Genomic DNA, 24032 nt, shown 5'->3' with positions numbered 1-24032 from the left:
AGCACACATATTAGATATGTAAAATTGATTATTTTAATTCAACTGATAAATATAATTTATTATTGGCCATTATAGCGCGACGGTGGTTTCTCCGTGCCCTTCCAGGCCGCGGTTATCCTGCCAGTTAACTGCAATCACATCCCCCATGTTGACATCTTTCAGGTAGAACGTGAAATAAGGATTACGTGAAACGCCAGTCCCTGTCTGCGCATCAATAATGACCTGGCCATTCAACACCACCTGCATTAATTGCATGAAATGCGCTGGCATCAACTGCCCATCGTCATTTTTACTGCGCCCGGTATGCATAGGATGCACAATAATGATCTTGAGTTCAGTGATCTTGCTGCCCAGCGGGCCATCCGCCAGCGGACGCGCCCGCATCTTCATGCTGCTGCTAAACGGCTCTTCGCGCTCGCTGCCGGCACAGCCATCTTCCAGCACAATAATCGAACGGCGCTGTTGCCGGAATTGCCCATCGGGCTGCTGCAATAACGCAATCAGCTCCCCCGATTGCGCCAGCTTGATCCGCGTCACCAGCTTGGGCAGCACCTGTTTACCCAGCTCAAAACTGGCAATCAGCGGTGTAGGATTGGCATCTGCCAGCAATCGTATATTCGCAACACTGCCTGCGGCCTGTGCACTGGCGATTTCCACCTGCACCACTGCGCCATTTTCCGCTTTTTGCGGCGCTTCAATCTGAATATCGGGTGACACTGGCACTGCATTTGCCTGTAACGCTGTCATGACCTGGTCGGTGCGTTTGGCTTCAAATGCACGCACAAACCAGGTCGCAGCCTGCACTTTCTGCATTGCCAGCCAGAACGGTAAACTGGCCACGGCCAGCCAGCCTTTTAACAGGGTTCTTCTCTGCATGCTTAATCCTGACGCCTTACCCTTTATCATCATCTTTTTCCAGAGATTGTTGCAACCGGAGTGCTTTTAATCGCGCTTCCACCCGGGATTGCAGATAAAAATCACCATCTTTGGCCTTGCTGGCAATATCGAACTGCTCTACGGCGCGCGCCAAATCATATTTGCGCACATAGGCTTCGCCCAGGGCCTGATGTCGCAACATCTGCTTGCCTTGCGCCTGATATGCCTCCGCCAGCCAGTCGTAGAATTTGGGGTCTTCCGGAAAATTAACCACCTGCTTCTGGATAAACGTGATCGCTTGCGCCCACTGGTTACTGCGTATCAGCGACTCGGCCTGTCCTTGCGCCAGCATGCGGTGCTGAGGGTAACGCTGCAGGCCTTCCAGGAATTGTGCCTGCGCTTCCGGCACCTGGCCCAGTTTGGCCAGGGTGACCGCTTTCAATGTCACAAGATAGGGGCTCACCATGCCATGCTGCTCCAGCCACTGCACTTCCTGCTGGGCATTTTTTGCCTGGCTGGCCCGCAAATAGGCGTAGGCCAGGCCATAATGCTCGGCCTGCTCGTTCTGGAAACGCCCTTCGGCGATATTGTGTTTAAACTCTTCCACCATCTGTGACGGCCCGCCCTGTAGCGCGCGTATTTTTGCCCGCATCAGTGAAAATGCCGGACTCTCGGTCACCTGCTTGTAAGGCAGATTCTGCACCCGGTTACCAATATCGGCAATCCGCTCGCTGGTCAGCGGGTGGGTGCGCAAGTAGCTGGGCATATTGCCATCGGCAAAGCGTGTGGCACGTTGCAAGGTAGTAAAAAATGCCGGCATGGCGCGCACATCAAATCCGGCATCCTGCAGGATAGTCAGGCCGACGCGATCTGCTTCGCGTTCATGTTCACGGGTGTAATCCAGTTGCCGCTGGATGCCGGCAGCGGAAGCGGTTGCCATCGCGCCCATGGCCGCGTCCGGGTTCGACCGCGCCACCAGCAATGCCAGCGCGGTCGCTGCGATATTCTTGAACATGTCGTACTTTTGTGACGCCAGCATACGGGCCAGGTGATGTTGCGTCACGTGCCCGATCTCGTGCCCCAGCACACTGGCCAGTTCGGATTCGCTATTGGCGGAAACAAATAAACCCGTATGTACCCCAATCACGCCGCCTGGCATGGCAAACGCGTTGATGGTTTTGTCCTGCACCACAAAAAAGCGGAATTTCTGCTGCTTGTCGGGACTGCTGGCGCCCAAACGCTTGCCCAGCGCCTGCAGGTAATCGGTGATTTCGGCATCATCCAGCACATCTTCACTGGTCGCCACTTGCTTCAGTATCTGGTTGGCAATTTTCTCTTCATCACGTGCGGATAGCACGGTTTGCGAGGCATCCCCCAGCTCTGGCAACTGGTTGGAAGAATCTGCCGGCAGCGTTAAATCCAGGTCTGGCTCATAAGGCTTACCGGAAAACTGCCCCACTGCCTCCGCAAGCAATGGCCACCCTGGCTGCATGACCAACATGCATGCCAGCAGCCATTGCGCCCAGCCACTGCAACGGCCAGAATGATTTAGAAAATTAAATGCCATGTACCCAGAAAACCCAAAGCAATTGCTTTAAATCGACATTATTATTGCATCAGCACAGAACGTCGACCCAAACTTGTTATGATAACGGCTTCATCGCTTGAGTTCATCATATTTCACCATGTCCGGATTAACGCATTTCAACGCCCAGGGCCATGCCCATATGGTCGATATCGGCGATAAGCCACACAGCAAACGCATTGCCATTGCCGAGGGCTACATCACCATGCAAGCAGCCACGCTGCAAACCATCCTGCAAGGCAACGCCAAAAAAGGTGATGTGCTGGGCATCGCCCGTATCGCAGCAATCCAGGCCAGCAAAAAAACCAGTGACCTGGTCCCGCTCTGCCACCCGCTTAGCCTAAGCCGGGTGGATGTCAGTTTTATGGCAGACGAGACGGCGCACAAAATCACCTGCCAGGTGCAATGCGAAACCACCGGTCAAACCGGCGTGGAAATGGAAGCCTTGACCGCCGTGCAGGTCGGCCTGCTGACGATTTATGATATGTGCAAGGCGATGGATAGAGGCATGACCATACAAGGTGTTCGAATGCTGGAAAAGCATGGCGGGAAGAGTGGGGATTGGGTGGCGGAGTAAAGCCGTATAAGGATTTCATGCCCTTTAAGGTACTCACGAATGAGCCGAATTTTTATTAGTACGGCACGGTGTAGAGCAGCATAGAACTAACCTAAAAACACGTTTTGTCCATCTTTTGTCCAAGTGAGGTACAAAGATGGCGTCAATCAGAAAGCGTGGCGAGCGTTGGCAAGCTCGTATTACTCGTAAGGGGTTCCCTCCCGAAGTTAAATCATTTGGAACACGTGCAGGCGCGGAACAGTGGGCGCGTAGTATCGAATCCGAAATGGATAGAGGGATTTATGTAAGCCGCTCACCCGCCGAACAAGTCACATTCTCAGAAATTCTTGACCTCTACATGAAAGAGGTAAGCCCAAACCATAAGGGGTATCTCGCCGAAATTGCAAAACTAAAAGCAGTGCAACGGTTACGCATGGGGCAGATGATGCTTGCAAACGTAACGCCAAAAGTTATGGCAGAGTATCGGGACGAGAGGCTTAAGACGTGTAGGCCCAATACGGTAATACGCGATTTGGCCGCGTTATCGTCAGTTTTCAATTACTGTATCAAGGAGTGGCGTTACGCAATAATTAACCCGGTTGCGGCTATCAGAAAGCCATCTATGCCCCCAGGACGAAATCGTGTATTGGACGCGGCAGAAGAAAAGCGATTGCTTGAGGCGTTACGCCCGATTAAAAACAGGAATATTTACATGCGCCCCCTGGTTATTGTCGCATTAGAAACCGCAATGCGGCGGGGCGAGTTGTTAGGCCTTGAATGGCGCTATGTTGATTTAATAAAACGCACAGCATTTTTACCAGACACAAAGAACGGAACATCACGCACAGTGCCTTTATCTGAGAGAGCCATAAGTGAATTAACCACACTCCCTCGCAGTATTGGAGGTTTGGTGTTTCCAATTAAATGGTCTGCAATGGAATATTGTTTCCAGCGTGGAGTGAAACGGGCGGAGCTGGTTAACGTGCGGTTTCATGATCTCAGACATACAGCGACTACTAGGCTATCGGAAAAACTCCCTAACCTTATCGAGTTAGCAGCAGTAACAGGACATAAAAATGTGCAAATGCTTGCAAGATATTATCACCCGAAAGCCGAAGACCTAGCCCAGAAGATCGGTTAAAGCCCCAAGGTTGTATACTTGTAAAACCTTTGTATTCAATAAGTTACAACCTCCCCCAACTTGACAAATTGGACAGAGTATGCTATCTTGGTTACATTGGATGTAGGTTCATTTTTAGCTTGGCTCGGTATCTCGAAGACCATTAAATACTACTAGCCCCAATCGTGACAAGACCGAAATAACCCGCCTTATTTGCCCGGCTGTACGCAGAGTAATCGCTATCAAGCGTTTATAAACCTTCATCAAGGAGACTGCGTATGGAACCCCAGCGCACTTTATTTTCAGATTCAGACCTGCTCACAACAGCGCAAACCGCCGTATTTATCGGTGGCACTCAAACACCCATCCCCAGGTCGACGCTTCATTACTGGCGTACAAAAGGAGTAGGCCCCAGCTATTACAGGCTTGGCAATGCTATCCGATACAAAGTTGATGACTTAAAAGCGTATCTAAACTCGTCAAGACATACTCATACGCCAGCCTCATCCCGCAAGTGATGACTGATGCCGACTTTCAAGCTCTGATAGATTTATTGCAAGAAGTTATTGCAGAGGTTAACGCCGAATACAGCGCATTTAGCCCAGAAGAATCAGACACAGATCTGTATTAGAAATAAAAAGGTCGGCAGAGCCGACCAAGGGAATTATCCAGGATGAATTATACCACAAACGCACCTACTGCTGCCACAATAGCCTCATCTCATTACGACGTTGCCCCACCCTCAGTAGACACGGCTGAAGCCTGCAAATTTTTATCCATTTTGGCACCGCAGGCTAGAGAGTTTCATACACGGACGTTTGACGACCATAAACCTCAAAACCTCGCTCTATCGAGAAATCTCAAAGTCTCCAACTTCCCTGACTCCTTAAAACCTTTAATAGAGTTAAACCATGCCGGTGCAGGTGTATTTATTGTAATCAACGAAGGAGGGCAACAAAGCCGTGACATTACTCGCGTTCGCGCCATATTTGCAGACACTGACGGTGCACCATTGGAGCCGCTTCTTGTTCTTAAACCACACGTTATTATTAAGAGTAGCCCAGGTAACTACCATGTTTATTGGCTTGTAGACGACTCTTTTCCGCTTAGTAGATTTACGGAGATTCAAACTGCAATTGCGGATAAATACGAAACTGATCGTGCGGTAAAAGACTTACCACGTGTGTTAAGGCTACCGGGGTTTTATCATCAAAAAGGTACACCGTTCCTTGTGCGAATGGTTGAATCTAATCTCGAATTACCAAGATACTCAATCGACCAAATCATAAACGGCTTGAGTTTGCCGCTAGGAGTGGCTAATTCTACGATTAATGATGAAGCTCCAATGGGTGAAATCCCGCGACACATAGCGGCCCTGTTTCCCCCTGGAGAGGTGCTGGGAAAACAAACAATTCACACTCTCCCATACACAAAAGAAAACCGCGAAATGGTGTTGTCCGCGGCGCGAGCTGCATGGCCTGATGGTATACCCGACCGCGACAGTTTCTATCAATTAGGTATGCCGTTAGCCTCGCTGGTGGTTGTTAATGATTGGCCAGAAACCGTTTCAAGAGAGATTTTAGACGATGTTGCAAGCAAGCCCGCCGGAGCGAATAGAGGGCATAACGACAGCGAGTGGGCTTGTTATCTTGTAGGTACCAGCACAAGGTATAAAAACGGTGAGGCATTTTTAGGGATTGGGTCACTATTTAGGCGTGCAACAGAAAACGGCTGGCTGCGCCCTGGCACTGCAACTGAGAAACTAAGCGGCCTCGCTCGTTTTGGACTCATTACACTTGGTTCTAAGGTTGGAATCGTCGATTTAGAGCAGGCCAAAGAGGCCAGCACTCTTAAACCCTTAAACATTTATTCTCGTGATGATGGCGGCTTTTTAATTCAGCGCGCTATTGCCGCATCAAACCCCCAAGCAGATTCAGCTAAAGAGTTTCGGTCATGGTGGAGGGCACCCCAGACCAATATGTTTTATGGCGTGGAATTGAACCCTTCGGGCACTACGCCAGGCTATTTAAATATTTTTCGAGGGTTGTCAGTAACCTCCCAGCAGGGTAGTTACCCATTGATTAAATCCTTTATCAAGGACATCGTTTGCGCCGGTTCGACGGAGTACTTTAATTATCTTTGGGGGTGGATGGCCCACCTAATCCAGAAGCCTGCTGAGAAGCCCGGCGTATCAATTTTGCTCTTAGGGGGACAAGGTACAGGCAAAGGGACATTCGCCGCAAAGATTGTTGGTGGGTTGTATGCCCATCACTTCTTGCACTTGCAGTCCGATGCGGCTTTAACTGGAACCTTTAACGAGGCTTTGGAAAGTTCACTTGTGGTTTTTGCCGATGAAGCGTTTTTTAGTGGAGACCGTCGAGCCGCAAACATCCTCAAAGCAGTAGAAACCGAATCACGCCTTCAAATTAATGTGAAATTTCAACCCGGGCGGCAGATAACTAGTTACCACCGAATTATTGCAGCATCAAATAACACCCACGCTGCATACGTTGAAGAGGATGACCGTCGAAAATTCGTGTTGAGACTTTCAGAGGCGAGGAAGGGGGATTTCGCATACTGGAGGGCGCTGGACGCAGAAATAAACGGCGGCGGGCTTGAGGCATTAGCTTTTGATTTGCAACACCATGACCTAACCGACTTTGAGGTTAGAGAGCGTCCTAAGTCCTCTGAATTGATGCGCCAAAAGCTTGCATCTCTCGATGTGGTTCCTAAGTGGTGGTTAGACCGTTTAACGGATGCACGTCCGACCAAGACGGCGCTAGATTGGAGTGGCTGGGTTTCTTCCGATGTGTTGTTTTCAGACTGTATCGAATGGGCACGGTCAATCGGGGTAGCCGTAAGGCTACCATCATTGAGGGATTTTGTTATCACTCTTAAAACTCATTGCCCGCTACTCACGACAAAGCAGCAAGGCACTTCGAACAATCGGAAACGAGGGTTTGAGTTACCACCCATAGATCAATGTCGGGCAGCTTTCGAAGATGTGTGTGGTGGTGAGATTGATTGGGAAGCTGCACAGTAGTGCACGGATGTTGCACAGATGTTCTGTGCAGCGCAAAGCCAGTAAATACAAGGGTTTCAAGGCGACTGCACAGATGAACACATATATTTTCAAATCGGAAGATAAAAATTTTTTTGGGCTACAAATATATGCCAAAAACAAACGCTAGCGATTTGTTGATTTTATCCGTGCATTCCGTGCATATCGCTGGAACCCGTGCCAGTATTGGGCTAGAGCTGCACAGATCTCCGTGCATATGCACAGAGGAAACCATGACACTAATACACGATTTCAAAAAACGCCTAGAAAACACCGAAACGGACGTACGTAAAACCATAACACCGTCAAACGATGCCCCCGTGGTATCCGAAAAAGTTATTCAACTGGCTGACAGGTTTGTTATGTGGCATCGGTTACAACCTTTGCCCGAAAGATGGGAACCCCAACAGCTAGGTCGGATTGCAGCTACATTTGGTGTCCCTCGCGAGTTGATGGCAGCAGCGCTGAAACATGCAGGCTGGGTCGAACATAAAACAGGTGCCACTAGTTACTGGCAAAGGAGCAGATGAATGGAACAACAGCAGATGAACGAAACTTCAACAGACTGGCAGCAATTAATGCGCTCGCAATTGTCCTGCAGCCTAGCGCATGATCGGGCAATCGGGATAACGCAAACTGCAGCAGCCTACCAAGTTATGACTGCGATTCATGAGGCAATACATGTTTATTTCGAAGTGCTGCAAGGGCGAAAATTAGTAGGCGGTCGCGTATCAACCCGTCCTTATCAAATGGGCGATACTGATTGCTATGGCGCGGTCGAGGTGGAAAATGGCCCGTGCGGAAAGTGGCTGTCAATGCTAGGAAATGTTGGGACTGATTATTTTGAGTTTTGCGTTACTGGATTTAAGGTCAGCCCTGATTGCGATAACGACATGAAAACAGCTTATACGATTGCAAAGTATTTACCCTATGCCGAGCAACCTGCGCCAAACGGCTTTGTGCACCCACTCGCTATTAAATACAAGGGAAAAATCTTTGATGACGATGGTGTTAGCCTTCTTTTAGAAGAAGCGGCCCATATAGTAGCGGATGCGTTTAAGGACAAAAGATGGTGGTCGACTATAAGAGCCACGGCAGTTTATATGCTGAAGCATAGACGCATGGAGGATGGGTTTATCAGCTATGACCATATGCACCAGATTCAGAAATTCGTAAAAGAGCAACAGAAAACACTAAACCACGGTAACACGGTAGAACTATCGGACGTTCCAGGATTCCCGGACGATGTTGCATGGCTAATGCTTAAATTTAACGTGTACCCCGAGCGACCGATATCAACTGAAGAGGTCGTTACCGCATATAAACAAGCGAGGCTGTCCCCAGGAGGCATCGCAGAACTTAGTAAATCAGATATCAAATTCGTCAACGTAACACTATAGGAGATCATTACCGTATGCACCCAACCGCAATAGCAAAAAGAGTTGTTTACACCCCACCAGTCAAACCTTGCGATTTAACAACCTACGGCGATGGGGATGGACATTTATCCTCCGAGCAAATTGCTTTCATACTCTCGGACAGGGAGCCAAAATGGCATGACCGCTGGCATGTGGAAATGGAAGAGTTTATCGACGGGTTCCCTCACACTAGTGAAGCAGGCATTTTTGAATCTGAAGAGGAAGCTAGAGGGTTTATGGCTGGCTGGAACGCCCACCGTACCAACGTCACAGAATCTTTATTCGCTAGCAAGTTCAGAAGTAGGAAGTAAAGAGGCCGTTCCACCAGGATGAGATTTCCGGGCGGACTTCAAAGCCTGCGCCTTTGGATTTTAACGTTTTCCCTTTTTCGGCTTGTCCGGGTACACCGGCTGTTTCATCGGTGGGGACGGACGAGGTTTTCCCAACTGCCGTTTGATCTCTTCCGGCACTTTCACTTGATCGAATGGAAAAACTTGCATATTTGAAAGCCTCCTTCATGAACGCTGCCGTCTTATTCCGACATTGGTTTTTGCGCGAGCGGTTTCGCCTTGATTTCCGATTTGCTTAATGGTTTCTTTTTACTTCGCATATTTTGTAGCATTCATAGTTGCTCTTTGCGTTGATTTATCAAAAATCGGTTTGTCAGCTTTAAGAATAATTGGTGACATTCCCCCCTTCGATTCTGATTTGGGGGGTGATTTTCAATTTCTACTTGGGTTGCTTTGAAAATAAATTTTTTATAATTCTCATTAATAGAATCAATATAAATCCTGGATTTTCTTACCGCATCATTTAACGGCCCTTTTTTAGTAGCTATGTTTGCAACCCATTTCTCAGGCTCCGTCTCAAGTAAAACATGCAATGTTTTGTATAAATGTCCAACCGAATACTTTAAGTGTTTAGAATTATTATGTGAGATTAATCTACGATACAAAACGATTTCTTTGCATATTGGACAGAATACATAAAAACATCGTTTATTAACTTTCCGAAAGTTTTTAGGTAGCTTTTTCATTCTTTCGCCCCCATCAAATATTGGTATTTACAAGTACATACGGTTTAAAAAATAGGGGCGCGATAAACGCAGTACATAAGGGTACGCCACCCATGTCACCCTCGTGGTCCCACCCCCTCCCGGGGTACCCCCTACCCTATTCGCACCAACCAATTCAAGCCAGCCTACCTATGGAAAGGTGTCAACCACTTCTGGGAAAACTTGTCTTCATGAATTCAAGTTATTGATTTAAAACAATATTTTTAAATAACACCATTAAACTGTTATATAATTTCAGTGTTGATACTTCGTCAACAAAATGCGGCGGCAAGGGTGCGGGAACACCCAAACCGCCTAACCACAATCGAAACTACAAGGGAGTTTTAACCATGGCTGAATTAGATATTACACGAGTAGACGACCTGATTGTTATGGCGCAATCAGTAGACGCCACTGGAGTGGGGCCAGTCTTTGAAAAATGCCAATCTGAGACTGAACGAGTTATGCTTGAGTGGTTTAACCGCGTATGGGCCGCCGATCCGTTTGATCCTTTAACTGATGACCTGGTTGTAAAGGCTGGCGAGTTTTGCCAGGGTTTGGGGTGGGAATTATCTAGCCGTGAACGTGCTTTACTCAGCCAATTGCATGCAGTTATAGAGACGACCTAACAGACACCCTCTTATACGAACGTAAGCCCCCTTTGCGGGGCTTTTTTATTGTCTATACCTCTCTCACCCCTCGCCTTATTATTTTCCCGCCACAGCTTGACGCTACACTACCAATGGCATTATCAAGTTTTTGATACTGTCCAAATTCTGTCCAAGTAATTTAACCGTTTGATGGACAAGATACGTTTTTAGGGTTTTACCGTTCTATATAAATCAACAGCTTAACGTGCTAAGAAGCGGCTTATACGATATGTGCAAGGCGATGGATAGAGGCATGACCATACAAGGTGTTCGAATGCTGGAAAAGCGTGGCGGGAAGAGTGGGGATTGGGTGGCCGACTAGCAGCACAGGCCATTGCGAAGCGCAACCAACCGGTGGCCGAAAACCCTGATTTCATCTGCGCTACATCCTACGCAGAAATGACGACATTAATCTACCACCTGGAAAACAAAGGAATGCCTTCCCCCCTACTCCAGCAATGCCACTATCTGCCGCGCGCACTCTGGTGCCATGGTCACCCCATAACGAAAATGGCCGGTGTTCAGGTATAAATTCTCAATCTGCGGGTGACGGCCTATGGTTGGGATATTATGCGGCGTGCCAGGGCGCAGCCCGCTCCAGTGCTTGACGATAGGTTGGCCGCGCAAGGCAGGCAGAATGGCTTCCGCTTTCGCCTGCATCTCCTGGCGCATGCTTTCAGTGGTGCCGTTATCAAAGCCAACATCTTCCAGGCTGCTACCAGCCAGTACATAACCGTCCAGCCGTTGCAGCATATAGAAACCGTCCCGATAAAGAATATGTGGCAAGAGTTCCGGCGTCATTTGGTACAACAGCATCTGGCCGCGCATGGGTTTGATATCCAGCGTCAACGCTGTTTGCCTGAGCAATTCAAAACTCCATGCACCTGAAGTCACGACGAACTTGTCCGCGTGCAGCATTTCGCCGGTGGTGGTTTGCCAACCCCTCAGCGGTGACTGTGTTTCCTGCAATGGTAGTAATTGCGTTTGCTCACGCAACTGGACGCCATGTTTGACCAGCCACACTTTCAGGGCTTGCAACAAGCGGGGATTGCGGATTTGTACCACTTCCGGGATCAGTAACTGTTCGCCTTGTTTTTCCGCCGCCAGGCCAAAGCGTGCACACCAGCTCAGCGCTTGTTCGAGATCAAACGGTGGCTGTAGCAGCATGCCACTGCGGATACACTCGGGGTCAATGCCCGTTTCTGCCAATAATTCGGCGCTCACTTGCGGATAGGCACGGGCACCGGCCAGTGCCAGTTCATTCACGATATCCCGGTAAAACCATGGCAGTAAGGGGAAGGCGATACCGGCACCTGCCCAGGAGGCCTCTCCCGAGGTTTGCGCCGCAATGATATTGCGTTCAACCACTGTAACCGCATAACCTTGCTTGCGTAATTGCATGGCGGTCAGGCAGCCGACGATGCCGCCACCTACTACCAGCACTGAAGTATTTGCCATAAAGAATACCCGGGAAAATTGTGTATTGCCGGACTCGCCGGTGATGACCAGCCAATCCGGCGCAAAAGGAATATTGTCTTACGGTTTGCGTCCGGAAATCAAATAGACTTCCATGGCGATCAACGCGGCATTGCTGCCCAGCAGCACCAGCACATCACCTTCACCCAGCACGATATCCGGCCTGGGGGCAATCGGCTCCGGCATATTCGGGCGACGTAATTGTTTTACTTCCACGGCAAAATCCTCAAACGGGACTTGATTCAATGGCAGGCCATGCGCATAAAAGTTTTTATACATTTCCACCGAGTGCAATTGTGGCAAGGAAGCCGTCACCGCATCGGCATCACTGACACCACGGAAATAGCCTTTGAACATTTTGTAGCGCTCTTCGCGGAACAGGCGGATACGTTTCACCACACGGTTCAACGGAATGCCCAGGGTCACCAGCGCATGTGAGGCCAGCATCAGGCTGCCCTCCAGGATTTCCGGCACCACCTCTGCCGCCCCGGCATCGCGCAACACGTCCATTTCGCTGTCGTCATGCGTACGCACAATCACCGGCAGGTTAGGGTGGCGCTCCTGGATGACATGCAACACTTTCATGGTACCGCGTGTTTCGGCATAGCTGATAATGACGGCTTTGGCACGCGCCAGGCCAGCAGCCTCCATGACAGACCGCCGGCCGGCATCGCCATAAATCACATTTTCACCGGCGGAGGCAGCTTCCTGCACCCGGCTGGCATCCATATCCAGCGCCACATAGGGAATGTTTTCCTCGCGCAAAAACCTGCCCAGGTACTGGCCGCTACGTCCGTAACCGCAGATAATCACATGATCTCGCAACTCCTGGCTATGCTCCTGTATGGTATCCACGCCTTTAATGCTGTTGCGGGTGTAGCTTTTCACCAGTGCTCGCGCAATGCGGCCGTTATACTGGATAATAAACGGTGCCACCAGCATCGATAGCACAGCGACAGACAATACCAGTTGCAAGGCTTCGCCATCAATCAACCGGGTCTGCAGGCCCAGGGCCAGCACCACAAAACTGAATTCGCCGGCCTGCCCCAGGATAATCCCGGTACGCACGCCTACCCCCATCTCGAAGCCGTAAAACTTGGTGAGCAGGGCAATCAACCCCATCTTGAACAACAGGAACAAACCCAATAACAAGGCAATCAACCCGGCATGCTCAAGCAGCACCCTGGCATCCAGTAACATGCCGACGCTGATAAAGAACAAGCCCAGCAAAATATCGCGGAATGGCGCGATATCAGACTCCACCTGGTAGCGATATTTGGTTTCCGAAATCAGCATCCCGGCCACAAACGCCCCCAGGGCATAGGACAAGCCGGCAAAATTGGTGGCTGCCGACATCAGTAAAGTCACCATCAGCACATTCAGGACGAACAGCTCGCGCGAACGCTGCTTGGCCACCAGCTCAAACCAGAAGTTAAGGATATTCTTGCCGAACTTGAACAGCAGGAACAACAATATTGAAGACTTCAGTAACGTCAGGCCGAGCACATCCAGCCAATTATCGCTGTGCGAACCCAGCGTTTGAATCAGGACCAGGATAGGAATCACGGCCAGATCCTGGAACAACAGCACGCCTATACTCAGGCGGCCATGGCGGGAATTCAGGTCTACGCGCTCCATCAGGATTTTGGAGACGATGGCGGTAGAAGACATGGTCAGCGCCGCGCCTATGATAAAAGCAGTTGCCAGGTTTAGCCCTGCCAGCTTGCCCAGCGCCAGGCTGCCCAGCAGGGTAAGGATCACCTGCCCGCCGCCGAGGCCGAACAGGGTTTTACGCATGGCATACAGCTTGGGCAGGCTGAACTCCAGGCCGATACTGAACATGAGGAACACAATGCCGAACTCGGCGACCTGGCGCCCGCTCTCTTCATCTTCCAGCATACCCAATGCATGCGGCCCGAGCACGATACCAATCATGAAATAAGCCAGTATCGCCGGCAATCCCAATATACGGAACAAGCCAACGGCAAATACCGAGCTGGTGAGCAACAATAGCAAATGGATGAGAGAGTCGAACATGTAAAAGCGCTAAAGCAATTATTTTCAGGTCGTGCACGGTGTTATTCAGCAAAGCCTGGCACGGCCGATGATTTATTATGAAGCAGGATTGTGTCAGGATAAAGATACTGACACCTTAATAAAAAGTATTTTAATGCAAAAAATGTGCCTGCTATTAAATAATCCATAAAAAAAGTCGCGTTTTGCTTTATTGCCTGGGCGGTCACTTGTTATACTAGCTCGCCATGAGTATCGCGAATGCAGACGTCAGACTGGCTGAGAATCCCGACATTGTGGGCAAGGCACGCACTGTGCTGCTGCACGAGGCCGATGAGATCCGCCAACTGGCCGGCCGCATAGGTTCTGCATTTGAGGCAGCAGTCCACCTGGTACTTGCTTGCCGGGGCCGCATTGTGGTGACCGGCATGGGGAAATCCGGCCATATTGGCGGCAAGATTGCAGCCACGCTTGCCAGCACAGGCACCCCCGCATTTTTCATGCACCCAGCCGAAGCCAGCCATGGAGACCTGGGCATGATCACAGCCGAAGATGTCGTGATCGCCCTGTCGAATTCCGGTGAAAGTGATGAAATCATCAATATCCTGCCCGCCATCCGCCGCATCGGCGCGCGTATTTTAAGCATTACCGGGACGGAAAACTCGACCTTGTCGCGTGAATCCGACGTGCACCTGAGCGCTGCGGTCAGCCATGAAGCCTGCCCGCTTGGCCTGGCGCCGACGGCCAGTACTACGGCGGCACTCGCCCTGGGCGATGCATTGGCATTATGTGTGCTCGACCTGCGTGAATTTACCGCCGAGGATTTTGCCCGTTCACACCCGGGCGGCAGCCTGGGGCGCAAACTGCTGGTCAGGATCAAAGATGTGATGCGTAGCGGTGATGCCATTCCCTGCATCGGCGAAGAAGCGACAGTACAGGACGCCATCCAGGAAATCACCGGCAAAGGCATGGGATTCACTGCCATTGTGGACAAAGCACAGAAGCCGGTCGGAATATTTACGGATGGCGACCTGCGGCGCCTGTTTGTGCAAGGCATGACAGACAGCCATGCACCGATTACCAGCGTCATGAATACACATCCCAAACTGTTGGGTATGCAGCAAATGGCGGTAGATGCCGTCAGCCTGATGGAACAACATAAAATCAACGGCTTCCTGGCAGTCAATGAAACGCAGCAACTGGTGGGCGCATTGAACATGCATGACCTGCTCAAGGCAAAAGTCGTTTAGGCAGATAGCGGACATTCTCCATGCTTAAACATCCGATTCTGCTACCGATTGCTTTAATGCTGTTTCTGGCGCTACTGACTTTGTGGATTAACCAGACAGTGCAAGAGCAGATGGGGCACATTAATAGCCTGAACCGCCATGACCCGGATTACATGTTATACAACTTTGTCAGCACGCGTACCGATGCCACCGGCCATATCAAATATGTACTGGCAGCAGCAGAAATGCGCCATTACCCGGAGAGCAACCAGACCGACCTGCAACGGCCGCGCTTCACCCAGTTTGGCCAAAACATGCCTTATACACAAATCTACGGGCAGCACGGCAAGGTCTCCGGTAACGGGGAAAAGGTAGAGTTTATCAATAAGGTCAACGTTATCCGCCAGGCAACCGCCGACAAAGGCGAAATGCACTTGCAGACAGAAAAACTGACGATAGAGCCGAACACCGATATTGCCTATACCGATCTGCCGGTCACTATCCGCCAGCAGCCCGCCACCGTGATCAGGGGCACAGGAATGCACGCGGATAAAAAAGCCAACACCATAGAGTTATATAATCGCGTTCATGTACATTACGAGCGCCCGCCGACACCGGCAAATACATCGGCCACCCGCGCAGGCGCCACTAAAAATACAGCCAAAACGAAGAATCCATGATTCTGGAGAGATGAGTTGAATACGCACAAACCATTACTTTATGCCACCTGCCTGACACTATGCATGCTGGGCTGGTCAGGGGCCGCCCTGGCGGAGGCCTCCGACCGTGACCAGCCCATTGAGCTGGAAGCCGATACGGTGAGCGTCAATGATGCAAAAAAAATCAGTGTTTATACCGGCAATGTCATCCTGAATCAGGGCACCCTGCAAATCAAGGCCGATAAAATGATCGTGCGCGAAGACCAGGACGGCTTCCAGCATAGCACCTGTTTTGGCAGTCCCAATAATCCCACCACGTTCAAGCAAAAACAGACCGGCAAAAACGAGTGGATGCAGGGTAGCGGCCAGCGTATTGAATACAATGCCCGCATGGACAAGGTGCAGCTGTATACCAGCGCCTGGGTCAAGCGCGGGGAAGATATTGTGACGGGCGACTACATCAGTTATGACGCCAATGCCGAATATGCAGAAGTGATTGGCGGTACCAGGGCCAATCCCAACGGCACGGCCAACAGCCGTGTGAAAGCCACCATCCAGCCCAAAAACAAAACTGCACCGCCTGTCATTGATAACAAACCCGCCAGCCAGCAGGGCCTGCGGATGAACCGTTCGCTACAGTTCAAAAATGAACCAGCCGTAGAGCCTGGCAATGACACGAAGAAAGAGCAACCTTGAAGACAGGCAATATGCAAACCACTGCTTTATCAGACAACAGCCATTTGCGTGTCAGCCATTTAAAAAAGGCATACCAGGGCCGCACTGTGGTCAGAAACACCACACTAGAATTACATAGTGGCGAAGTCATCGGCTTGCTGGGGCCCAATGGTGCGGGCAAAACCACCAGTTTCTACATGATTGTCGGGCTGGTTGCCCTGGATGATGGCCAGATTACGCTGAACGGTACCGATGTCAGTCGCGCGCCCATGCATGAGCGCGCCCGCATGGGGCTGGCCTACCTGCCACAGGAAGCTTCCATTTTCCGCAAAATGTCCGTTACCGATAATATCCTGGCGATCCTGGAAACCCGCCCCTACACGGCGGAAGAGCGCGAAGCGAAGCTGGAATCCTTACTGGACCAGCTGCATATCCAGCATATCCGCAACAGTCAGGCCGTGAGTTTGTCCGGCGGTGAACGGCGGCGTGTGGAAATCGCCCGTTGCCTGGCGACAGACCCGAAATTTATTCTGCTGGATGAACCATTCGCCGGGATTGACCCGATTGCAGTGATTGAAATCCAGAAAATTATCCGCTACCTGAGCAGCCAGAATATCGGCATCCTGATCACCGACCACAACGTGCGCGAAACACTGGATATCTGCGACCGCGCCTATATTGTGAACGAAGGGGCTATCTTTGCGGCCGGCACCCCTGATGAAATTATTCAAAACGAAGGTGTACGTGAAGTCTACCTGGGTAAAAATTTCAGGCTGTAGGGTGTCATGAAACAAAACCTGCAATTACGTATCTCGCAAAACCTGGCCCTGACGCCACAACTGCAACAATCCATCCGTTTACTGCAACTGTCGACACTGGAACTCAACCAGGAACTGGAAGCCATCCTGCAGGAAAACCCGCTGCTGGAAATGGCTGACAATGAAGAAGGCGAGTTTGACGAAGGTGCGACAGAAGCCTTATCCAACCAGCCGGCAACGGAAGATGCCAGCTCATTTGATGTCGCCACGCAGCAGGAAATCCCGTCGCCCGCAGAGACCTTGCGTGACGACCTTAGGGACGAACTCAGCGGCAACGAAGGTGAGCTCCCCAACCTGAATGAAGAGTTCACCCCGCCGGAATTTGAAGATGATTACGAAGAATTTGGCAGTACCAGCAACTGGGATGAAGCCGGGCGGAATACGCTGGATGATGGGGACAGCGATTTCTCACGCCAGGATGCCAGCGACCTCAGCCTGCGTGAACACTTAATGAACCAGATTCAACTGGCGCCCTTATCGCAACGCGATATGAGCCTGATGAAGTTGTTGCTCGACAGTATCAATGACGACGGCTACCTGGAACAGGATTTGCAGGAAGCGGTTGACCAGCTGCCACCGGAGCTGGAAGTCGAACTGCTGGAGCTGGAAACCTCACTGAAACTAATCCAGAGCCTGGATCCTGTCGGGGTGGGCGCACGTGATTTACGCGAGTGCCTGTTATTGCAACTGCAGCACCTGCCAGCGAATACGCCACACTTACAGGCCGCCGTTGCCATTGTCAAAGACCATTTGGCATTGCTGGCCAACAAAGACTTTGTCAAACTGCGCAAACTGCTCAGCTGCGATGAAACCGTACTTAAAGGTGCGCAGCAATTAATCCGCCAGCAAAACCCGAAACCAGGCAGTGCATTTTCGACCTTCAGTCATGACCACTTTATCCAGCATGATGTGGTCGTCAAGAAAATCAAGGGTATCTGGGTCGCTACCCTGAATGACGGCGTGATTCCCAAGTTGCGCATCAACCAGATGTATGCAGATATCCTCAAACGCAACCGCGACAGCTCCGGCCAGTACCTGCAAAGCCAGATGCAGGAAGCCAAATGGATGATTAAAAATATCCAGCAACGCTTCTCGACGATCCTGCGCGTCTCGCAAGCGATTATAGACCGTCAGCGTAACTTCTTTGAACATGGCGAGATTGCCATGCGGCCGCTGGTATTGCGCGAAATTGCCGAAGAGCTGGATCTGCATGAAAGTACGGTTTCACGCGTTACTACCCACAAGTACATGCTCACTCCCAGGGGTGTGTATGAACTCAAATACTTCTTTGGCAGCTCGGTGGCGACCGATGCCGGCGGCTCCTGCTCGGCTACGGCCATCCGCGCATTGATCAAACAAATGGTCGCTGAAGAAAACCCGAAAAAACCACTGTCAGATAACCAGATTACCGATACTTTGGCACAACAAGGGATTGTGGTGGCCAGGCGTACCATTGCCAAATACCGTGAGTCGCTGAATATCCCGCCAGCAAACTTGCGCAAATCACTATAAACGTCAGTTACTCTAAAAAATTAAAGCCGCTGTTTAAGCGGCTTTAATTTCCAGGCAACGTAATATTTATTTGATCGTCACTTTGGCAAATTTACGTTTGCCCACTTGCGCCACCACTGTGATGCCTTTCTGCAAGGCCAGGTTTTTGTCTTCCACCTTGATACTGTCCAGCTTCACACCACCCTGCTGTACCGCACGCATGGCCTCGCTGGTACTCTCCACAAGGCCAGCCAGTTTCAGCAATTGACTAACACCTATGCTATCACCCTCAATGGCAATCTCCATCGCCGGCACATCGTCGGGAATCCCGCCCTTGGCCCGCGTCTGGAAATCCTGCAACGCCTTGTCTGCCGCAGACTGGTCATGGAATCGCGCGACAATTTCCTGTGCAAAGCCGACTTTAATATCGCGCGGATTCTCACCGTTGGTCACACGGGTTTTCCATTCGGCGATGGTTTCCAATGACGCAAACGACAGCAAATCAATATACCGCCACATCAGCGCATCGGAAATGGACATGATTTTGGCAAAAATCGTTTCCGGCGCTTCGCTGATCCCAATATAGTTACCCAGGGATTTGGACATTTTATTCACGCCATCCAGGCCTTCCAGCAAAGGCATCATCAACACACATTGCTGCGCCATACCCGCCTGCTTCTGCAACTCACGCCCCATCAGCAAGTTGAATTTCTGGTCGGTGCCGCCCAGCTCAATATCCGCTTGCAATGCCACCGAATCATAGCCCTGTAATAACGGATACAGGAATTCATGGATCGCAATGGGCTGGTTACCCTTGAAACGCTTGGAAAAGTCATCGCGCTCCAGCATGCGTGCCACGGTATGGCTGGCTGCCAGTTTGAGCATGCCGGCAGCGCCCAGTTCGTTCAACCATTTGGAATTAAAGACGATCTCGGTTCTGGCAGGATCCAGTATCTTGAATACCTGGGCAGCATAGGTATCCGCGTTGGCTTTCACCTGTTCAACGGTCAATGGCGGACGGGTGGCACTCTTACCGGTTGGGTCGCCAATCATGCCGGTGAAATCCCCGATCAGGAACAAGATCTGGTGTCCAAGATCCTGCAACTGGCGCAGCTTATTAATCAACACCGTGTGCCCAAGATGCAAATCAGGGGCGGTTGGATCAAAACCCGCCTTGATACGTAACGGTTTGCCTGTTTTGAGTTTTTCGACCAGCTCCTGCTCGATCAATAATTCGTCAGCGCCTCTTTTGATAATCGCCAGCGCCCGGGCTATTTCCGGGCTCAAGGTTTCAGTGGCAGTTGATGGTGGGGCTACAGCGGTCATAAACGGTTTTCTGATGCACAGTTCCCCTGTACATCGTGAACAAAATAAAAGCTGCTATTTTAACGTAATCCCAGGCTTTTCTGTAAGCGGGGCAAGAGCGATGATACACTTACGCCTTATGTCTGCTTCGACCACCTCCTCATCCACTCGCCTGTTTATTGGCCTGATGTCCGGTACCAGCCTGGATGGTGTCGATGCCGTTGTGGTTTCACAGTCAGGGGAAACCTGCACACAGACCGGCCAACATTTTTTGCCATACCCCGACAGCGTGCGGCAAACACTGCTGGCCCTGCATACGCCAGCACACAATGAGTTGCATGATGCCGCCATCATGGCCAATACACTGGCAGACTTATATGCCAGCGCTGTGCATCAATTACTGGATAAATATGCACTTGCCGCAGGCAGCATCACCGCGATTGGCTGCCATGGCCAGACCATACGTCATTGCCCCGAGCTGGCAAATGGCCAGGCTTACACGCTGCAACTGGGCAACCACGCCCGCCTGGCCGAGTTGACAGGTATTACCGTCATCGGTGATTTCCGTAGCCGGGATATTGCTGCTGGCGGCCAGGGCGCCCCATTGGTACCTGCATTTCATCAGGCGGTCTTCGCCAGCCCGGACCAACATCGCGTCATTATCAATATCGGTGGCATTGCCAATCTGAGCGATTTACCACGGCATGGTACAATAGCCGGCTTTGATTCCGGGCCAGGTAATCTGTTAATGGATGCCTGGACGCAACAGCATACCGGGCAAACATATGATGCCGGTGGCGCCTGGGCAGCCAGCGGCGAAGTGAATACTGCCTTGTTGCAATCGCTGTTATCCGACCCTTACTTTTCGTTGCCGCCACCGAAAAGCACAGGCAGGGATCTGTTTAATTCAGCATGGTTAGCAAGGTACCTGCATCCATTTAATGATACACCGGTCAATATCGCACGCACCTTGGTGGCATTGACAGCCCAATCGATTGCCGATGCGGTGACACGGTATTGCGCTGATGTGGAGGAAGTTTACGTATGCGGCGGTGGTGCACATAACCAGTTGCTGTTGTCAGATCTCCGGCAACGATGCGCCTGCCCGGTGCAATTGACTGATGCATTGGGAGTCGGTGTGGATTGGGTAGAAGCGGTGGCATTTGCCTGGCTGGCACAACGCACGATAGATGGCCTGCCTGGCAATATTCCCGCTGTCACGGGCGCGCAGGATCACAGGATATTAGGAGCGATTTACCCGAAGTAACCACGGCTGGCGTGATTCATAAAAACAATACAATGGTGCCGTATCATGGCCTGAAACAGATACCGTTGTTCAGTATGTTTTCTAACTTTTCCGCGCGCATACCTCGGTAATCGCACATATTCAGAGTTGATTGCGTATAATTTATTCAACCTTAGATAAAAACCTAGATAAAAAAACAGAGTACGTTATGTCTACCAAAGCGACCATTACTTTTGATGACGATAATGCATCAATTGAGCTGCCGATTCTAAAAGGCTCTCTGGGCACCGATGTGATTGATATTCGCAATCTTGGCAAGTATGGATACTTCACTTACGACCCCGGCTTCATGTCGACCGCTGCGTGCAATTCGGCCATTACCTTTATTGATGGCGAAGAGGGCCTGCTTTACTATCGCGGCTACCCGATTGAGCAACTGGCAGAGAATTGCGATTTCCTGGAAGTCTCACACCTGCTGTTGCATGGTGAGTTGCCAGACCACAACCAGCGCGAGGCATTCACCAGTGCCATTCGTCAGCACACCATGCTGCACGATCAGATGGCTGATGTATTCCGTGGCTTCCGCCGCGATGCACACCCCATGGCGGTCATGATCGCCGTGATAGGCGCTATGGCCGCATTTTACCCAGATAACAATGACGTGAATAATCCGGAATCGCGCCAAGTGGCTGCCATGCGCTTACTGGCCAAGGTGCCAACAGTCGCGGCCTGGAGTTATAAATACAATGTGGGGCAGCCGTTTATACAACCCAAAAACAAACTGGGCTATGCAGAAAACTTCATGCACATGATGTTTGCCACCCCTTGTGAAGACTACGAGCCCAACCCAATCCTGGCCAAAGCCTTTGAACGGATATTGATCCTGCATGCCGACCACGAGCAAAATGCGTCCACCTCCACCGTGCGCCTGGTAGGTTCCAGCGGTGCCAATCCGTTTGCCTGCATTGCGGCCGGCATCGCGTCATTGTGGGGTCCATCTCATGGTGGCGCCAATGAAGCAACGCTCAACATGCTGGAAGAAATCGGCGACATCAGCCGTATTGGCGAGTTTATCAACCGCGCCAAAGACAAAACGGATAGTTTCCGCCTGATGGGATTCGGGCATCGCGTCTATCGCAATATGGACCCTCGCGCCTCCATCATGCGCAAAACCTGCCATGAAGTATTAAATGAGCTGGGCCTGCATGATGACCCCATGTTTAAACTTGCCATGCAACTGGAAAAGATTGCGCTGGAAGATGACTATTTTGTTTCACGCAAACTGTATCCAAACGTCGATTTCTACAGCGGCATCGTCATGCGCGCGATGGGCATCCCTAACTCCATGTTTACGGCCATTTTTGCACTCGCACGCACCGCAGGCTGGATTTCACAATGGTCCGAGATGAATGCAGATACTGAACAGAAAATTGGTCGTCCACGCCAGTTGTATCTGGGCCCGGAACGCAGGGAGTTTGTGCCACTGCATCAACGCTAATCCTGATGCCTTAAAAAACAAAACGCCGGAATTTCCGGCGTTTTGTTTATTGCGTACTCAAAAAAATTAAACCGAGAACGAGCTTCCGCAGCCGCAAGTCGTACTGGCATTCGGGTTGCGAATCACAAACTGCGAGCCCTGCAGGCTATCGGTGTAATCAATTTCCGCACCCATCAGGTATTGCAAGCTCATCGGGTCAATCAGCAAGGTTACGCCGTCTTTATCGACTTGCGTATCATCATCATTGACCTCTTCTTCAAAGGTAAACCCATACTGAAAGCCCGAGCATCCGCCACCACTGACAAACACACGTAATTTCAGGTCAGGTGTACCCTCTTCATCAATCAGTTCTTTTACTTTCTTGGCAGCATTATCCGTAAATACTAACGGGGCTGGTATTTCCATTACAGCGGCTTCTGCGGTCATCATAGACTCCTATCAAATTCTTAAACACAATATGGCGATGAAATACGATATTTCAAGCCTCATCGGGCATCGCAACTTCAGCTGGCTGCTCGCCTAAATAAACCAGCTTACCTTCGATTACGGCCCCGGTATGCATCTCCAGCGACTTGTAATACAAATCACCCTCAATCCTGGCCTTGCTTTGCAACTCAATAAAGACAGAAGATTTGACCGGCCCGCGTATCACACCATTCAGCACAATTTTCGATGCCTCTACCGCACCGGTAACCGCCCCGTTTTCACTGATAATCAGTGTACTCGGATGTTCACGTTTTTCAATCACATTGCCTGCAATCTGGCCGTCTACCCGCAAGCCACCGGCAAAATGCATATTGCCCTGGATTTGTGTTTCGTGGCCGACCAAAGTATCAATATGGCTGTCGATTTGAACGCTTTTTTTGAAAAACATGAGACTTCCTGTTCCGAATTAACTTGAATGCCGGCGACTACCTGCCACCCGCCATATTATGCGCAAACCTAGCGCTTGGTTATTTTTTTGTAAAACACCAATTCCTCTTTCAATTTGATGTTTTCATCTTGCTGGGCGGTTAATGTCTTGGTTAGGTTGTTGCTTGTTGCCAACTCCACCTGCAATTCACGCTGGGAAGCAATCAGTTTTTTCTGTAACTCGATATTTTCCGCAGTTACTTGCTGCAAACGCTGGCGAACATACTCACTATTGTCATCATGGAGTACCCAATACGCCAGGGCAAACCCGATCAACACGTAGGAGACCGCCAGGATACTCTGAAAATACCACGGGCGGTGGGAGCGCACTGCAACCTGCTTAGCCGTTAACCCGAAATGGTTCCTCAGTCGTCTGCGTATCGGTCTTAT

At 50.6% G+C, this 24032-nt stretch carries 21 protein-coding genes and 1 pseudogene; 13 read left to right on the top strand and 9 right to left on the bottom strand.

Going from position 1 to position 24032, the window contains the following annotated elements; genetic code table 11:
• Positions 1–69: 69 nt before the first annotated feature.
• Positions 70–876 (bottom strand): thiosulfate oxidation carrier complex protein SoxZ, encoded by an 807-nt coding sequence (gene soxZ / locus BLP53_RS07170; protein WP_245652703.1) that lies wholly within the window; start codon positions 874–876, stop codon positions 70–72.
• Between the two features lie 16 nt (positions 877–892).
• A complete protein-coding gene (locus tag BLP53_RS07165; protein ID WP_091471495.1) occupies positions 893–2443 on the bottom strand; it encodes a beta-barrel assembly-enhancing protease in 1551 nt (516 codons plus the stop codon).
• Positions 2444–2561: 118 nt separating this feature from the next.
• On the opposite strand from BLP53_RS07165, the gene moaC reads away from it, so the two are divergent.
• From moaC to BLP53_RS07140, 4 genes are all read left to right on the top strand, one after another.
• A complete protein-coding gene (moaC, locus tag BLP53_RS07160; RefSeq protein ID WP_091471494.1) occupies positions 2562–3038 on the top strand; it encodes a cyclic pyranopterin monophosphate synthase MoaC in 477 nt (158 codons plus the stop codon).
• A 136-nt stretch (positions 3039–3174) separates the two neighbouring features.
• Complete coding sequence (locus BLP53_RS07155) at positions 3175–4158, top strand: tyrosine-type recombinase/integrase (protein WP_091471493.1); 984 nt, start codon at positions 3175–3177, stop codon at positions 4156–4158.
• A 652-nt stretch (positions 4159–4810) separates the two neighbouring features.
• Positions 4811–7180, top strand: coding sequence for a DUF5906 domain-containing protein (locus BLP53_RS07150; protein ID WP_091471492.1), 2370 nt, complete (start codon positions 4811–4813; stop codon positions 7178–7180).
• A 548-nt stretch (positions 7181–7728) separates the two neighbouring features.
• A complete protein-coding gene (locus tag BLP53_RS07140) occupies positions 7729–8598 on the top strand; it encodes a hypothetical protein (RefSeq protein WP_091471490.1) in 870 nt (289 codons plus the stop codon).
• A 312-nt stretch (positions 8599–8910) separates the two neighbouring features.
• On the opposite strand, the gene BLP53_RS13560 is transcribed toward BLP53_RS07140, so the two are convergent.
• Entirely contained in the window at positions 8911–9135 is a 225-nt protein-coding gene (locus BLP53_RS13560; protein WP_143001356.1) for a hypothetical protein, read from the bottom strand.
• Positions 9136–10020: 885 nt separating this feature from the next.
• Between BLP53_RS13560 and BLP53_RS07130 the strand changes: the two genes are divergently transcribed.
• Together BLP53_RS07130 and BLP53_RS07125 are read left to right on the top strand one after the other, a co-directional pair.
• The gene (locus tag BLP53_RS07130) at positions 10021–10299 is read left to right on the top strand and encodes a hypothetical protein (protein ID WP_091471488.1); all 279 of its coding nucleotides are present in this window, start codon (positions 10021–10023) and stop codon (positions 10297–10299) included.
• A gap of 241 nt (positions 10300–10540) precedes the next feature.
• Positions 10541–10642, top strand: a pseudogene (locus BLP53_RS07125) (cyclic pyranopterin monophosphate synthase MoaC); the annotation flags it as partial.
• A 125-nt stretch (positions 10643–10767) separates the two neighbouring features.
• On the opposite strand, the gene BLP53_RS07120 reads toward BLP53_RS07125, so the two are convergent.
• Positions 10768–11778: an NAD(P)/FAD-dependent oxidoreductase gene (locus BLP53_RS07120; protein ID WP_091471486.1), complete on the bottom strand. Its 1011-nt coding sequence runs from the start codon at positions 11776–11778 to the stop codon at positions 10768–10770.
• Between the two features lie 78 nt (positions 11779–11856).
• The gene (locus BLP53_RS07115; RefSeq protein ID WP_091471485.1) at positions 11857–13833 is read right to left on the bottom strand and encodes a cation:proton antiporter; all 1977 of its coding nucleotides are present in this window, start codon (positions 13831–13833) and stop codon (positions 11857–11859) included.
• A 224-nt stretch (positions 13834–14057) separates the two neighbouring features.
• On the opposite strand from BLP53_RS07115, the gene BLP53_RS07110 reads away from it, so the two are divergent.
• Genes BLP53_RS07110 through BLP53_RS07090 form a run of 5 tightly spaced genes read left to right on the top strand, consistent with a single transcriptional unit; the run spans position 14058 to position 18702 of the window.
• Complete coding sequence (locus BLP53_RS07110) at positions 14058–15059, top strand: KpsF/GutQ family sugar-phosphate isomerase (protein ID WP_091471484.1); 1002 nt, start codon at positions 14058–14060, stop codon at positions 15057–15059.
• A 20-nt stretch (positions 15060–15079) separates the two neighbouring features.
• Positions 15080–15718: an LPS export ABC transporter periplasmic protein LptC gene (gene lptC, locus BLP53_RS07105; protein ID WP_091471483.1), complete on the top strand. Its 639-nt coding sequence runs from the start codon at positions 15080–15082 to the stop codon at positions 15716–15718.
• A gap of 15 nt (positions 15719–15733) precedes the next feature.
• Positions 15734–16393, top strand: a complete 660-nt coding sequence (gene lptA, locus BLP53_RS07100) for a lipopolysaccharide transport periplasmic protein LptA (protein WP_091471482.1) — start codon at positions 15734–15736, stop codon at positions 16391–16393.
• An 11-nt stretch (positions 16394–16404) separates the two neighbouring features.
• Entirely contained in the window at positions 16405–17151 is a 747-nt protein-coding gene (lptB, locus tag BLP53_RS07095) for an LPS export ABC transporter ATP-binding protein (RefSeq protein WP_091471898.1), read from the top strand.
• Positions 17152–17157: 6 nt separating this feature from the next.
• The gene (locus BLP53_RS07090; RefSeq protein WP_091471481.1) at positions 17158–18702 is read left to right on the top strand and encodes an RNA polymerase factor sigma-54; all 1545 of its coding nucleotides are present in this window, start codon (positions 17158–17160) and stop codon (positions 18700–18702) included.
• A gap of 66 nt (positions 18703–18768) precedes the next feature.
• On the opposite strand, the gene tyrS is transcribed toward BLP53_RS07090, so the two are convergent.
• Positions 18769–20007, bottom strand: a complete 1239-nt coding sequence (gene tyrS / locus BLP53_RS07085) for a tyrosine--tRNA ligase (RefSeq protein WP_091471480.1) — start codon at positions 20005–20007, stop codon at positions 18769–18771.
• Between the two features lie 118 nt (positions 20008–20125).
• On the opposite strand from tyrS, the gene BLP53_RS07080 reads away from it, so the two are divergent.
• Positions 20126–21253, top strand: a complete 1128-nt coding sequence (locus tag BLP53_RS07080; RefSeq protein WP_091471479.1) for an anhydro-N-acetylmuramic acid kinase — start codon at positions 20126–20128, stop codon at positions 21251–21253.
• Between the two features lie 187 nt (positions 21254–21440).
• Positions 21441–22730 (top strand): citrate synthase, encoded by a 1290-nt coding sequence (gltA, locus tag BLP53_RS07075; protein WP_091471478.1) that lies wholly within the window; start codon positions 21441–21443, stop codon positions 22728–22730.
• Positions 22731–22796: 66 nt separating this feature from the next.
• Here gltA and erpA read toward each other — a convergent pair whose 3' ends face one another.
• The 3 genes from erpA to BLP53_RS07060 form a co-directional block, all read right to left on the bottom strand.
• A complete protein-coding gene (gene erpA / locus BLP53_RS07070) occupies positions 22797–23156 on the bottom strand; it encodes an iron-sulfur cluster insertion protein ErpA (protein ID WP_091471477.1) in 360 nt (119 codons plus the stop codon).
• Between the two features lie 52 nt (positions 23157–23208).
• Positions 23209–23604: a bactofilin family protein gene (locus tag BLP53_RS07065; RefSeq protein ID WP_091471476.1), complete on the bottom strand. Its 396-nt coding sequence runs from the start codon at positions 23602–23604 to the stop codon at positions 23209–23211.
• Between the two features lie 68 nt (positions 23605–23672).
• Entirely contained in the window at positions 23673–23972 is a 300-nt protein-coding gene (locus BLP53_RS07060; RefSeq protein WP_245652702.1) for a hypothetical protein, read from the bottom strand.
• Positions 23973–24032 lie beyond the last annotated feature (60 nt).

It is taken from the genome of Methylophilus rhizosphaerae (assembly GCF_900100975.1).
Taxonomy (GTDB): Bacteria; Pseudomonadota; Gammaproteobacteria; order Burkholderiales; family Methylophilaceae; genus Methylophilus; species Methylophilus rhizosphaerae.
Note: the sequence above shows the minus strand (reverse complement) of the source record. Positions and strands in the feature narration are given on the sequence as shown.